Origin of the sequence: Vibrio fluminensis (assembly GCF_015278125.1) — a bacterium.
GTDB lineage: Bacteria > Pseudomonadota > Gammaproteobacteria > Enterobacterales > Vibrionaceae > Vibrio > Vibrio fluminensis.
In genome coordinates this window covers 50,508-64,383 of record NZ_JADILO010000020.1, presented here as the reverse complement: position 1 = coordinate 64,383, position 13,876 = coordinate 50,508, and the positions used below count along the sequence as shown (strand labels likewise).

Annotated in this window: 15 protein-coding genes; 10 read left to right on the top strand and 5 right to left on the bottom strand. The window is 44.5% G+C overall.

The features are described 5' to 3' along the window. Positions 1 to 109: 109 nt before the first annotated feature. Positions 110 to 910 (bottom strand): outer membrane protein OmpK, encoded by an 801-nt coding sequence (locus IRQ95_RS14075; protein WP_194437524.1) that lies wholly within the window; start codon positions 908 to 910, stop codon positions 110 to 112. Positions 911 to 1,251: 341 nt separating this feature from the next. Here IRQ95_RS14075 and IRQ95_RS14070 point away from each other — a divergent pair, with 341 nt between their 5' ends. The 3 genes from IRQ95_RS14070 to IRQ95_RS14060 are packed head-to-tail and all read left to right on the top strand — an operon-like array spanning position 1,252 to position 3,125. Then, the gene (locus IRQ95_RS14070; protein WP_194437523.1) at positions 1,252 to 1,824 is read left to right on the top strand and encodes an LON peptidase substrate-binding domain-containing protein; all 573 of its coding nucleotides are present in this window, start codon (positions 1,252 to 1,254) and stop codon (positions 1,822 to 1,824) included. A 57-nt stretch (positions 1,825 to 1,881) separates the two neighbouring features. Continuing rightward, positions 1,882 to 2,466, top strand: coding sequence for an RNA polymerase sigma factor (locus tag IRQ95_RS14065; protein WP_194437522.1), 585 nt, complete (start codon positions 1,882 to 1,884; stop codon positions 2,464 to 2,466). Next, on the top strand, positions 2,463 to 3,125 hold the full coding sequence (locus IRQ95_RS14060) for a ChrR family anti-sigma-E factor (RefSeq protein WP_194437521.1): 663 nt from the start codon (positions 2,463 to 2,465) through the stop codon (positions 3,123 to 3,125). The genes IRQ95_RS14065 and IRQ95_RS14060 overlap by 4 nt, the downstream gene beginning before the upstream one ends. Positions 3,126 to 3,193: 68 nt before the next feature. Here IRQ95_RS14060 and IRQ95_RS14055 read toward each other — a convergent pair whose 3' ends face one another. The 4 genes from IRQ95_RS14055 to IRQ95_RS14040 form a co-directional block, all read right to left on the bottom strand. Next, a complete protein-coding gene (locus tag IRQ95_RS14055; RefSeq protein ID WP_194437520.1) occupies positions 3,194 to 4,546 on the bottom strand; it encodes an AmpG family muropeptide MFS transporter in 1,353 nt (450 codons plus the stop codon). 65 nt (positions 4,547 to 4,611) lie between these two features. Then, a complete protein-coding gene (locus tag IRQ95_RS14050) occupies positions 4,612 to 5,157 on the bottom strand; it encodes a peptidylprolyl isomerase (RefSeq protein WP_194437519.1) in 546 nt (181 codons plus the stop codon). Continuing rightward, positions 5,157 to 5,726, bottom strand: coding sequence for a YajG family lipoprotein (locus IRQ95_RS14045; RefSeq protein WP_194437518.1), 570 nt, complete (start codon positions 5,724 to 5,726; stop codon positions 5,157 to 5,159). The genes IRQ95_RS14050 and IRQ95_RS14045 overlap by 1 nt, the downstream gene beginning before the upstream one ends. A gap of 56 nt (positions 5,727 to 5,782) precedes the next feature. Next, the gene (locus IRQ95_RS14040) at positions 5,783 to 6,913 is read right to left on the bottom strand and encodes a methyltransferase (protein WP_194437517.1); all 1,131 of its coding nucleotides are present in this window, start codon (positions 6,911 to 6,913) and stop codon (positions 5,783 to 5,785) included. A 155-nt stretch (positions 6,914 to 7,068) separates the two neighbouring features. Here IRQ95_RS14040 and IRQ95_RS14035 point away from each other — a divergent pair, with 155 nt between their 5' ends. From IRQ95_RS14035 to nqrF, 7 genes are all read left to right on the top strand, one after another. Next, positions 7,069 to 7,374 (top strand): BolA family protein, encoded by a 306-nt coding sequence (locus IRQ95_RS14035; protein WP_194437516.1) that lies wholly within the window; start codon positions 7,069 to 7,071, stop codon positions 7,372 to 7,374. A gap of 428 nt (positions 7,375 to 7,802) precedes the next feature. Continuing rightward, positions 7,803 to 9,143, top strand: a complete 1,341-nt coding sequence (locus IRQ95_RS14030; RefSeq protein ID WP_194437515.1) for a Na(+)-translocating NADH-quinone reductase subunit A — start codon at positions 7,803 to 7,805, stop codon at positions 9,141 to 9,143. Positions 9,144 to 9,148: 5 nt separating this feature from the next. Next, positions 9,149 to 10,393, top strand: a complete 1,245-nt coding sequence (locus IRQ95_RS14025; protein WP_075647661.1) for an NADH:ubiquinone reductase (Na(+)-transporting) subunit B — start codon at positions 9,149 to 9,151, stop codon at positions 10,391 to 10,393. After that, positions 10,383 to 11,168: a Na(+)-translocating NADH-quinone reductase subunit C gene (locus IRQ95_RS14020; protein WP_194437514.1), complete on the top strand. Its 786-nt coding sequence runs from the start codon at positions 10,383 to 10,385 to the stop codon at positions 11,166 to 11,168. Before IRQ95_RS14025 ends, IRQ95_RS14020 begins: the two co-directional genes overlap by 11 nt. Continuing rightward, positions 11,168 to 11,800 (top strand): NADH:ubiquinone reductase (Na(+)-transporting) subunit D, encoded by a 633-nt coding sequence (locus IRQ95_RS14015; RefSeq protein WP_114766519.1) that lies wholly within the window; start codon positions 11,168 to 11,170, stop codon positions 11,798 to 11,800. Before IRQ95_RS14020 ends, IRQ95_RS14015 begins: the two co-directional genes overlap by 1 nt. A gap of 7 nt (positions 11,801 to 11,807) precedes the next feature. Continuing rightward, a complete protein-coding gene (nqrE, locus tag IRQ95_RS14010; RefSeq protein WP_005436652.1) occupies positions 11,808 to 12,404 on the top strand; it encodes an NADH:ubiquinone reductase (Na(+)-transporting) subunit E in 597 nt (198 codons plus the stop codon). A gap of 33 nt (positions 12,405 to 12,437) precedes the next feature. Then, entirely contained in the window at positions 12,438 to 13,664 is a 1,227-nt protein-coding gene (gene nqrF, locus IRQ95_RS14005; RefSeq protein WP_194437513.1) for an NADH:ubiquinone reductase (Na(+)-transporting) subunit F, read from the top strand. The last annotated feature ends 212 nt before the right edge of the window (positions 13,665 to 13,876 follow it).

Sequence of the window (13,876 nt, the reverse complement as noted above, 5' to 3'; positions counted from 1 at the left end):
CTTAACACTGTTGCAGAGGATAATGGCATAGGTTGGGAAAGCAAATAAAAAAGGCACCCGAAGGTGCCTTTTAGGCAAAATTCAATTTGTACTGCTTGTCTAACTTGGTTTAGAAGTTGTACTGAACACGGTAGATCAGGATATCTTGGTAATCTTTACGTGCTAGTTTGTTGACAGTGTAGCGGTAAAGAACACCAGTAGAGATATGGTCAGTGACATTCCACATTGCATTCAAGCTACCGTTTAGACCCCAGCTTTCTGAACCCACACCCGATGCGAAGTCTGTACTTTGAACAGCTGCATACTCGTCGTTACGTGCAAATTCCAGTTCATTCCAAGTTGAGAAAGTGAAGTTTTGACCAGCGATGTCAGTATTGTAGTAACCCACGTAACCAAACATACCGCCGTTAGAGCCAGAAATTGCAACGCCCTCACTGTTTGCTTCAGTGTTCACTTGGTGGAAACCAATAAATGGTGTGAAGCCCCAACCATCACCTTTTAGTCCTGTATAACCAAGACCAAGTACTCGGTTTTGTTCGTGTAGAGTCGGACCTTTATCTTTGTCTGTGTTGTACACTTGAGCGTAAAGACTGATGCCTGAATCAGTTAGGTTGTAGTGGATAGTACCTTTTAGTGATGCACCACGGTTGTCACCTGCACGATCAACACCTTCGTAGTCGTAGAAACCGTAGATTTGACCCCAATCGAATACAGCACCACCTTCGATACCGATAACCGCTTGGTTACGTTCAGAGATTTCTTGACCAAAGTTAGAATCATCGTTACCGAAGCCGTGATCCCATTTTTGGTAATCTAGGTACATGCTACCAAATCCATACAGGTATTCTGCTTGTGCCGGCACTGCTGAAACTGCTGCTACAACGCCAAGAGCTAAAAGTGATTTACGCATAAGTGAACTCTCTTTTGTGTGAAACATGATGATTATATTCTTGTTGCACAACTGTTGCTGTGCCTGCTTTCGGTGGTGAATAATATTGATATTTGTCTCAAATGAAAGTGGCTGTTGCAGCAAAAATATAAATTTAGGGAGATATAGATCACAGTTGTTACCAAAATACCAAGTCGCCAAGGAACTTTTCATTTTCTTGCAGAAAATTTGAGCTAGGTATCGTTTACGCAATCGGTTGACTGGTTTTTTAAGCGCTATCAAACTACCAACATGATCAGTGAATGATCGATTATGAGCATGATCCCGTATTGATAACTGAATCAAAAAAAATGGGAACTATCATGTCAGAGATTATGCTTTTTCCGCTCGGCTCTGTGGTGTTGCCTGAAGGGAAAATGCGACTGAGAATTTTTGAGCCGCGCTACAAACGCTTGGTCACAGAGGCGAGCAAAGGTGATGGAACATTTGGAATTTGTTTATACGAGCGAGATGAACGTCATCCCAGTGGTGACCTTTCTCTCAATGGATCGTTAGTCAAGATTGTCGATTTTGAATCAATGCCTGATGGGCTGCTCGGTATTACGGTTGTTGGTATTAAGCGTTTCTACACTAAGCGAGTACGTGTCGAGTCTGACGGCTTACGTTTTGCCAAAGTGGACTATTTACCAAGCTGGGATGTGAAATGCCTCCCTGAAGATCAAAACTATATCAGTCTACAATTACAAAAGGTCTACTCGCAGTTTCCGCAAATTGGGGAGCTTTATGATCAATGTTTCTTTGATGATGCATCGTGGGTGAGCCAGCGTTGGCTTGAGTTACTCCCGGTGAATTTGAAACAATTTGATTATTTAGTCCAGCAAGATGACTGCTCGGAAGCGATGCGTTTCCTAACTGCCGCGATAGAGAAAGAGTGATCCATTTTTAATGTCGCTCGTACAAACGTCGATATCGCAACTCCAAGGATGTGGTAAATGAGCATACAAGATACAAGTGCATTCTCTCGTGCTGACTGGACAGAGTGTATGGAGCAAGTAAAAAGTCGTGATAAGAAGGCGTTCGCTCTGATTTTTAATCACTTCTCACCGCGCTTAAAGCAATTCGCCTACAAGCACATGGGCAACGAACAGGTCGCGATTGAGCTTGTCCAAGAAACGATGGCGACCGTTTGGCAAAAATGCGCTCTGTTTGACGGCAGCAAGAGTTCACTTTCTACTTGGGTCTATACGATAGCCCGTAACCTCTGCTTTGACTTGCTGCGCAAGCAGAAAGGTCGGGAAGCACACGTACTGGCTGATGATATTTGGCCTTCAGATTTTTTACCGCCTGACTTAGTCGAACATTACGCTCCGGAACATGAGATGTTGAAAGAACAGGTGCTCAAGTTCTTGGAAATTCTTCCCGAGGCGCAGAGGAAAGTGGTCCAGGCGGTTTATTTAGAAGAGTTACCCCATCAACAGGTTGCAGACATGTTTGATATACCATTGGGGACCGTGAAGTCGCGTTTGCGCTTAGCGGTTGAGAAATTACGTAACGAAATAGAGGCGGAGCAATTATGAGTTATCACCCAAGTGAAAAAATGTTGCGCGCTTATGTAGAAGGCGAGTTGGACGCCGCTAACAGTTTTGCGATTGCGACCCATGTGGAGATTTGCCCTCAGTGTCAAAAGTTGTGTGCACAGTACGAAGAGCAAGCTGGGGAGTTACTGTGTTCCGCTGATACAAGTATTGACGATGATTTTTCGGCAATGTTAGACAAAATTGTCGCGCTTGAAGAAGACCCAGAACCTTTCAAGTTCAATAGGAAAAATCGCACCATTAAACTTAAGGATAAGCAATTCAAGTTACCTTTGTCTCTCAGTCGTTTTGTTGACGAAATCGGTGAGTGGAAAAGTTATGGTGGGAAAGTGTTCAGTGCTGAAATCGCTTTAGGTGAAGAAGCTCGAATTAACCTGCTCTACATCAGCGAAGACGTGCAAATACCTCAACATACTCACAAGGGATTGGAGTCAACGTTGGTTTTGCATGGCGGATTCAGTGATGAGGACGGCCATTACGAAGTCGGTGATTACATGCTGAAAGACGCCTCGGTGAAGCACAGCCCATTTACAAAGAAAGGTGAAGATTGCTTGTGCCTCACAGTGCTAACAGAACCACTGTTGTTTACTCAAGGTGTCGCTCGTGTGTTCAACTTGTTCGGTAAAGGGCTCTACCCATAGCCGTTTCTCATGAGTAAAAAAGGTCGCAATTGCGACCTTTTTCTTTGTTAGTTAGCCCTTGCGCGGCGTTACTCGTGGTTCTTGCTTGCCCGCTCTAGCATATCGTTAAAGTAATGACGCAATGAGTAAAGCATGATTAAGCTTGGGATCACCATCAGTGCCGTCAGGATAAAGAACATTGACCAGTCATCGAGAAAGTCGACTAATTCACCACTGAACGAGGCAAGTGTCGTTCGACCGAAGTTACCTAATGATGCCAGCAGGGCATATTGGGTTGCCGAGAATGCTTGTCCGGTTACTACCGTTAAGAACGAGACAAATGCAACGGTTGAAAATGCGGAAGTAAAGTTATCGACCACCAAGGTTGCAAGGAAGATTTGTTCATTAGGCCCCACTTTAGCAATCCAAGCGAACATCAAATTACTTGCCGCCATGGCGATGCCGCCAATCATTAGACCGCGAACAATACCGAATTTCACATTCACCATGCTGCCAATTAGGGTAAACAACATGGTTAGTCCCCAACCAATCAATTTGGAATAGTAACCAATCTGCTCGTTGCTAAAGCCAATTTCTTTATAGAAAGTAATCGACATACGGCCAAGGAATGCTTCGCCAATCTTAAATAGAAAAACGAACAGTAGTAGGGTCAAAGCGACTCTAGTGCCATTACGTTTAAAGAAGTCGATAAAAGGTTCCAATACGGTGACACTTAGCCAAGCAATAACAGGGTTTTTGATCACTGCACTGTGTCTCTGTTCCGCTTCTGCTTGCAGTTGATCCCGTTTTGTCTTTGGCTCACTTACCAGTAGGGTAAACAGCATTAATAGGCCGACAATTGCTGCCATGCCGTAGTAAACCCCATTCCAGCCGATACTGTCAGCATTGATGAAAGCAAGATATCCGGGAACTGAGTAGCCAGTCCACCAACCAATCACGGCCATTGCCGACGCTTGAGGTAGCTTAGATGACTCTGATTTTGGGAAGGTATCAATACGGTACGCGTCAATCGCAATGTCTTGTGTCGCAGATGCTAAAGCGATACAAAGCGCTAACATTGATGTCATCATCAAGCTTTTGGCTGGATCAACCCCAGCGATAAGCAGTGTGCAGACCAAAACGACTGACTGGCAGAGAAAGATCCAACTGCGTCTCTGGCCTAAGTAGTGATTGAGAATTGGTAGTTTGACGCGATCAACTAGAGGCGCCCAAAGAAAGTTGATTGCATAAACCGCAAAAACACTACCAAAATAGCCGATAGCGGCGCGAGTCAAACCAGCGTCCTTAAGCCAGCCTGACATATTTGAGCCGATTAAGACCCAAGGAAAACCACTAGAGCAGCCGAGCATAAAGACCCAGAGCAAGCGTTTATCAAGGTAACTGCGTACAGTTTCGACCCATGATAGAGACGCATTCGCCATAACGAATCCTTGTGTAGAAGTATAAAAAACAAAAAGGCTCCCAGCTTGAGTGGGAGCCTTGCGGACTACTCGAGAATAGTTACTTTTTCAATGATGATAGGCTCTACCGGTACATCACGATAGCGGCCAACGGAATGCGTTGGCTTCTTGGCCATTTGTTGTACAACATCAAAACCCTCAACCACTTCACCAAATACAGCGTAACCTGGTGGACGTGAGTTGTAGTTTAGAAAATCATTATCAACCAAATTGATAAAGAATTGGCGAGTCGCTGAGTTTGGATCATTGGTTCGAGCCATTGCAATTGTCGCGGTATCGTTATCTAAACCATTATTCGCTTCATTGCTAATTGGTGGGTAAGTTGGTGCGCGATTCATATTTTTATCGAAGCCGCCACCTTGAGCCATAAACCCAGGAATTACTCGATGAAACTGAGTGCCAACGTAGCTACCGTCGTCGACATATCTAAGAAAGTTAGTGACTGAAACGGGCGCTTGCTCTTGGTTTAACTCAATCACAAAAGACCCTAAATTCGTTTCCATCTCTACTTTGGGACCAGCAAAAGCAACACTTGATACTAATGCAGCACACGCGATGGCGTATTTCCACATTAGAAACGCTCCTGCATGTAGCTTTGCAGTTCACGGTCGTTCGCCACTTCACGTAGGACTAAGTTAGCAACATCATTGAGTACTTGCTCGATTTCTTCATCAGATGCACTTAAAGCGCCTGTACGTTCAGCACTACCCGTATAGGTTTTTACGAGTTTTCCTTGTGGTGTTTCAGCAGTCAGTTCCAGAACCAGTCTTGCATCCATTTCGTTTTCCATTACAGAGTGCTTTACTGATACAAGAAGCTCTTGAACTTGGATCTCAACGGAGTTTTCACTGTTTACTGAACTGCGGAAACCTTGAGATTGAAATTGCTCAAGTAGCGCATTTTCTAACGTTACACGTACGTTTTGTCTTGCATGAATTGGCTCGATGTTAGAGCGACCACTGTCAACGAGCGCAACATATTGCGCAGAGCGTACATCCTTACTGGTTAGCGTAAAAGTACTGCCATTAACGATATTGCTATTGCTCAATTCCGCGCGAGGGGCGAAGTTAAGTTGCGCTTGTTGTGGCGCAGAACAAGCAGTTAACAGTGCGATTGACGCGGCTAGAACCAGTTTTCTCATTGTCATTTCCTTTTCTAATTCGCTGAAAAGCTCAGGTTTAAGTCGATAATAAATGACTACCTAGTTGCTTGTAAAATCACAAATTTCTTATTTGATGCAACTAAGCTGACGTTTGATTTACCAAACAGACGTTTTAGCTTTACATCGTATCCGAGGTGGCGATTACCGATAACTAATAATTGCCCGCCAGTTTGTAGAACATGCTTTGCATCACAGAACATCTGCCACGCAATGTGGTCAGTAACTGCTTGCTGCTGGTGGAAAGGGGGATTACAAACCACCAAATCATACTCGCCAGCAGTAAAACCATCCAGACAGTTATTGTCAACAAAACGTAAATCTCGTTCAGAGCCAACGTTATCCAGTAAATTTTGTTTAGCTGACGCGACTGCCATGAAGCTTTCGTCGACACAAGTAATTTGTAATTGTGGATTTTGTTGTGCCAGTTTGACCGATAGAACACCATTACCGCAGCCTAAATCGATTGCTTTAACGTATTGCTCTCGTGTTGGGAGGTGATCAAGCATAAAACGCGCACCTTGATCTAGGCTTTCACCAGAGTAGACGTTAGGTAGGTTTTTTAGTGTTATGCCGTGTTCATCCACCATCCAGGTTGTAAATGGTTCAACACTTGTTGGCTGTGGACAATTGGCAAAGCTAAATACCAGTCGGTGTTTTTTCCAAGCTAGAGAAGTTTTCGTTTCACCAAGGTATTTCTCGAAAAGCTTTAGTGTTGATGAATGAATCTCTTTTGCTTTGTTGACCGCGATAACGGCAACGTTTGGCGCTAGCACCTGACGAAGTTGGCTAAGTTGCCAAGTTAAAAAGCGGTTATTACGAGGGATCTGCATTAACACCAAATCGATGTTTTTAGGCAGAGAATGCAAACTATCAACCAATGTCACACTGCGACAATGATTGTGCGCGAGGTTATGCTTAATCGCTTGGTGAGCAATATGGGAGTCGCTGAGCACTGTGACATTATGTTCAGTGGAAAACCAGCAGCTTAGTGCACCGAAGCTGTCATTCAAAATCAGAATGTTCTTGGGTTCACCCAACGCCATCTCTTCAACGTGAGAAATCAGGTATTCATCGCCAGCGTCCCATGCTTGCAGGGTTTCATTGTTTCTAACAGGATAACGAAAAAGAGAGAAAGTGCGGTCGAAGAGGGTAAGCTCAGTTTTCATAAATGGAACGCTTGATGGATGTTAAGTTAAGTGAAATTGTCGCAGATGAGGAAGGAAGTGGAAACTAAAACCTTTAGATTTACTCACTCGCAGTCTAAGATGCGCAAATAACATAAATAAATAGTCATACTGTTAATAGGAAGTGGAGTTTTATCATGATGGAAGAGACGATTAAAACCAAACTACACCAACAACTCACCCCAACTCATCTTGATGTCATTAATGAAAGCTTTATGCACAACGTTGCGCCGGGCTCGGAAAGTCATTTCAAAGTGATAGTGGTCAGCGAACAATTTGAAGGCTTACGTTTGATTGCGAGACATCGTTTGGTGAATCAAACATTAGCGAATGAATTAGCCAATCATATCCATGCCCTAGCTATCCATACTTACACGCCGCAAGAATGGAGCGAGGTGCAACAAGCGCCACATAGTCCGATGTGTTTGGGTGGCGATAAGTAAGTATAAGGAGGCAGCGAAAGCTGCTTTTTTTTTGTTGGCGATTTATAAAGCCATTAACAATGTGGAAACATAAAAAGAATTACGACAAATTAACACATTTTGTTTCATTGTGTTAATTATCATTACTTTTCAGGCAGATTAGAGTTTTGTCACGATGTGCGACACTTCAAAGTTATGACTATTCTTTAACCTTTTAAACTCAATTCCTAACATTTATTCGCACTATCCCCCCCATTGGTCATGGCATCATATTCCTAATTGATGATAGACTATCGCCCCTGATGAATCTCGCTTATTATATGTGACGAGAGTTTTAATAGGATGTTGCGATTTTGGTGCTACGAACGCACCAGAACCGGACACTGATGTCGTGTCTAAAAGTTACGCAATTAAAGAATCTTTTTCCCGATAAAGTAGTGCAAGTGCGTATGATTACAATAAAGAAGGGTCTGGACCTTCCTATCGCAGGAACTCCTACCCAGGTGATTAATGATGGTAAATCCATCAAGAAAGTCGCCTTGCTTGGCGAAGAGTACGTTGGCATGCGTCCTACTATGCATGTCCGCGTAGGTGACGAAGTAAAGAAAGCTCAAGTTCTTTTTGAAGATAAGAAGAACCCAGGCGTTAAATTTACTTCGCCAATCAGCGGTAAAGTTATCGAAGTTAACCGTGGTGCGAAACGTGTACTTCAATCAGTAGTGATTGAAGCTGCAGGTGACGAACAGGTTACTTTCGACAAGTTTGAAGCTGGTCAACTAGCAGGTCTAGATCGTGAAACGATCAAAACTCAGCTAATTGATTCAGGTCTTTGGACAGCTTTACGTACTCGTCCGTTTAGCAAGGTACCAGCTGTTGCTTCTTCTACTAAGGCTATTTTTGTGACTGCAATGGATACTAATCCTCTTGCAGCTCAGCCTGAGTTGATTATCAACGAAGAGAAAGAAGCGTTTGTCGCTGGTCTTGACGTCCTTTCAGCCCTAACGGAAGACAAGGTTTACGTTTGTAAATCTGGCTCAAGCCTTCCTCGTTCTTCTCAGTCAAATGTTGAAGAACACGTGTTTGACGGTCCTCACCCAGCAGGTCTTGCTGGTACCCACATGCATTTCCTATACCCAGTAAATGCAAACAATGTGGCGTGGAGCATCAACTACCAAGACGTGATTGCGTTCGGTAAGTTGTTCCTAACTGGTGAGCTATCTGTTGAGCGTGTTATCTCTCTAGCAGGTCCAGTGGTGAACAAACCACGTCTAATTCGCACAATCATTGGTGCGAGCCTGGAAGAGTTGACTGACAACGAGTTAATGCCTGGTGAAGTTCGTGTGATTTCTGGCTCAGTACTAACTGGTACTCATGCTATTGGTCCACACGCGTACCTAGGTCGTTACCATCAACAAGTTTCGGTATTACGTGAAGGTCGTGAGAAAGAACTGCTTGGCTGGGCTATGCCTGGTAAAAACAAGTTCTCGGTTACGAAATCTTTCCTAGGTCACCTATTTAAAGGTCAGTTGTTCAATATGACAACTACGACCAACGGTAGTGACCGCTCAATGGTTCCAATCGGCAGTTACGAGCGTGTAATGCCATTAGATATGGAGCCGACATTGCTACTTCGCGATCTATGTGCTGGTGACACAGACAGTGCTCAAGCGCTGGGTGCTCTAGAACTGGATGAAGAAGATCTAGCTTTGTGTACCTTTGTATGTCCAGGCAAATACGAGTACGGCATGTTACTTCGTGAGTGCTTAGACAAGATTGAGAAGGAAGGGTAATTTTCATGGCTCTTAAAAAGTTTCTTGAAGACATCGAGCATCACTTTGAGCCAGGCGGTAAGCATGAAAAATGGTTTGCCCTGTACGAAGCTGTAGCAACAGTTTTCTACACTCCTGGCCTAGTGACACAAAAAAGCTCGCACGTTCGTGATAGCGTTGACTTAAAACGTATCATGATCATGGTTTGGTTCGCGGTATTCCCAGCAATGTTCTGGGGTATGTACAACGCGGGTGGCCAAGCTATCGCAGCACTTAACCACATGTACGCTGGTGAGCAACTAGCGGCAGTAGTAGCAGGTAACTGGCACTACTGGTTAACAGAGATGCTAGGCGGCACGATTGCGGCTGATGCAGGTGTTGGCAGCAAGATGATTCTTGGTGCGACATACTTCCTACCAATTTATGCCACTGTATTCCTTGTGGGTGGTTTCTGGGAAGTGCTGTTCTGTATGGTGCGTAAGCACGAAGTAAACGAAGGTTTCTTTGTTACTTCGATTCTATTCGCATTGATTGTTCCGCCAACGCTACCTCTATGGCAAGCAGCACTAGGTATTACCTTTGGTGTTGTTGTTGCTAAAGAGATCTTCGGTGGTACAGGTCGTAACTTCCTTAACCCAGCGCTTGCTGGCCGTGCTTTCCTATTCTTTGCTTACCCAGCACAGATTTCAGGTGACCTAGTATGGACTGCAGCTGATGGCTTCTCTGGTGCAACAGCACTAAGCCAATGGGCTCAAGGTGGTAACGGTGCGCTGATCAACAACATCACTGGTGCTCCAATTACTTGGATGGACGCGTTCATCGGTAACATCCCAGGTTCAATTGGTGAAGTATCAACGCTAGCACTTATGATTGGTGCGGCAATGATCGTTTACATGCGAATCGCTTCATGGCGCATTATTGCGGGTGTGATGATCGGTATGATTGCTACAGCGACGCTGTTCAACGTTATCGGTTCTGATTCAAATGCAATGTTTAGCATGCCTTGGCATTGGCACCTAGTTCTAGGTGGCTTCGCATTCGGTATGTTCTTCATGGCAACCGACCCAGTATCAGCATCATTCACTAACTCAGGTAAGTGGTGGTACGGTATTTTGATTGGTGCAATGTGTGTGATGATCCGTGTAGTTAACCCAGCGTACCCAGAAGGTATGATGCTGGCGATTCTATTCGCGAACCTATTTGCACCTTTGTTCGACCATGTAGTCATCGAGAAGAACATCAAGCGGAGACTAGCACGCTATGGCAAGTAATAACGATAGCATTAAAAAGACGCTGTTTGTTGTTATCGCATTGAGCTTAGTGTGCTCAATCGTTGTATCAACAGCGGCAGTCGCTCTACGTGGCCAACAAAAAGCAAACGCGATTCTAGATAAACAATCGAAAATCGTTGAAGTTGCAGGTATTCAAGCCGATGGCAAGAAAGTTCCTGAGCTATTTGCAGAGTACATTGAGCCTCGTCTAGTAGACTTTAAAACTGGTAACTTCGTTGAGAAAACTGAAGATGGTTTGACCGCGGCAAACTACGACCAGCGTAAAGCTGCGAAAGAGCCAACTCACTCAATCAAGTTAACGGCTGAACAAGACAAAGCGAAGATCCTTCGTCGTGCTGACGTAGGTATTGTTTACCTAGTTAAACAAGGTGACGAAGTGTCTAAAGTGATCATCCCAGTACACGGTACGGGTCTATGGTCAATGATGTACGCTTTCGTGGCTGTTCAAACTGACGGTAACACTATTGACGGTATCACTTACTACGAGCAGGGTGAAACTCCTGGACTTGGTGGTGAAGTTGAGAACCCATCTTGGCGCGCACAATTCGTTGGTAAGAAACTATTCGACGAAAACCACAAACCAGCAATTAAGATTGTTAAAGGTGGCGCACCAGCAGGTTCTGAGCACGGTGTTGATGGCCTATCAGGCGCAACACTGACTGGTAACGGTGTTCAGGGTACATTCGACTTCTGGTTAGGCGATATGGGCTTTGGTCCGTTCCTAGCAAAAGTTCGTGACGGAGGTCTGAACTAATGTCTAGTGCACAAAACATTAAAAAGAGCATTATGGCGCCGGTGTTGGATAACAACCCAATCGCGCTACAAGTTCTTGGTGTATGTTCTGCTCTTGCAGTAACAACCAAACTAGAGACAGCATTCGTTATGACGATTGCGGTAATGTTCGTTACTGCATTCTCAAACTTATTTGTTTCGCTAATCCGTAACCACATTCCTAACAGTGTGCGTATCATCGTTCAAATGGCGATCATCGCATCTCTAGTAATCGTGGTAGACCAAGTATTGAAAGCTTACCTATACGATATCTCTAAGCAGCTATCTGTATTCGTTGGCCTTATCATTACCAACTGTATCGTAATGGGTCGTGCTGAAGCGTTCGCGATGAAGTCTGCTCCATTCCCATCATTTATCGATGGTCTTGGTAACGGTCTTGGTTACGGTTTCGTTCTAATCACTGTTGGTTTCTTCCGTGAACTATTCGGCTCAGGCAAATTGTTCGGTATGGAAGTGCTACCTCTAGTGAGCAATGGTGGTTGGTACCAACCTAACGGTCTAATGCTACTAGCACCATCTGCATTCTTCCTGATCGGCTTCCTAATCTGGGTAATCCGCATTCTGAAACCAGAACAAGTAGAAGCGAAGGAGTAAGGGCGTCATGGAACATTACATCAGTCTGTTAGTTAAATCGATTTTCATCGAAAACATGGCACTGTCTTTCTTCCTAGGTATGTGTACATTCCTTGCGGTATCTAAGAAAGTAAAGACCTCTTTCGGTCTAGGTGTTGCGGTTGTGGTAGTACTGACTATCGCTGTACCGGTAAACAACCTAGTGTACAACCTTGTACTGAAAGAGAATGCGTTAGTTGAGGGCGTAGACCTTAGCTTCCTAAACTTCATCACCTTTATCGGTGTAATCGCTGCACTTGTACAGATCCTAGAGATGGTTCTAGACCGTTTCTTCCCACCTCTGTACAACGCGCTAGGCATCTTCCTACCGCTGATCACAGTAAACTGTGCAATCTTCGGTGGTGTATCTTTCATGGTACAACGTGACTACAACTTTGCTGAATCTGTTGTTTACGGTTTCGGTTCAGGTGTGGGTTGGATGCTCGCTATCGTAGCTCTTGCAGGTATCCGTGAGAAAATGAAGTACTCTGACGTTCCTCCAGGTCTGCGTGGTCTAGGTATCACGTTTATTACTGTAGGTCTAATGGCGTTGGGCTTTATGTCTTTCTCTGGTGTTCAACTGTAAGTCGGGTAAACCGCAGCAAATAAGGAATAGTTAATGTCTACTATTATTTTTGGTGTAGTGATGTTTACCCTGATTATACTGGCGCTAGTTTTAGTGATTCTTTTCGCTAAATCTAAGCTAGTACCAACAGGTGACATTACAATTTCTGTGAACGATGATCCTAATCTGGCGATCGTTACACAACCAGGCGGCAAGCTACTGACTGCACTCGCGGGTGCAGGCGTATTCGTATCTTCTGCTTGTGGTGGCGGTGGCTCATGTGGTCAGTGTCGCGTAAAAGTTAAATCAGGTGGTGGCGACATCCTACCAACCGAGCTTGACCACATTACTAAAGGTGAAGCGCGTGAAGGTGAGCGTCTAGCATGTCAAGTTGCAATGAAAACTGACATGGACATCGAGCTTCCTGAAGAAATCTTCGGCGTGAAGAAGTGGGAATGTACAGTTATCTCTAACGATAACAAAGCAACATTCATCAAAGAGCTTAAGCTACAAATTCCAGATGGCGAATCAGTACCTTTCCGTGCTGGTGGTTACATCCAGATTGAAGCGCCAGCTCACCACGTGAAATACGCAGATTTCGACGTTCCTGAGGAATATCGTGAAGACTGGGACAAGTTCAACCTGTTCCGTTACGAGTCTAAAGTGAACGAAGAAACGATTCGTGCATACTCTATGGCTAACTACCCAGAAGAGCACGGCATCATCATGCTGAACGTTCGTATCGCAACTCCGCCGCCGAACAACCCAGACGTAGCACCTGGCATCATGTCATCGTTCATCTGGTCTCTTAAAGAAGGCGACAAGTGTACAATTTCTGGTCCATTTGGTGAGTTCTTTGCCAAAGACACGGATAACGAGATGGTATTCGTTGGTGGTGGTGCAGGTATGGCGCCAATGCGTTCGCACATTTTCGACCAGCTAAAACGTCTACACTCTAAGCGTAAGATGTCTTTCTGGTACGGTGCGCGTTCTAAGCGTGAAATGTTCTACGTAGAAGATTTCGATGGCCTAGCGGCAGAGAACGATAACTTCGTATGGCACTGTGCACTGTCTGATCCACTACCAGAAGATAACTGGGATGGTTACACAGGCTTCATCCATAACGTGCTTTATGAAAACTACCTACGTGATCACGAAGCGCCAGAAGATTGTGAATACTACATGTGTGGTCCACCTATGATGAACGCAGCGGTTATCGGCATGCTGAAAGATCTAGGTGTAGAGGATGAGAACATTCTTCTAGATGACTTCGGTGGCTAATTTCTTCTGATTTGACGCCGTGGCGTTGTTAGTAGTGTCAACTTACGCTAATCACATAGTTATCTATGCTCATAGCGATAAGTCGGCACTACTGCCTAGCCACAACGACAAATCATTTGAAATGGGTGATTCACCAAAGATGTATAAGATGGCTGACGTTTTTGTCAGCCATAATTTTATGGTTCTAGTGAATATAAGAGAGCTGATGAATA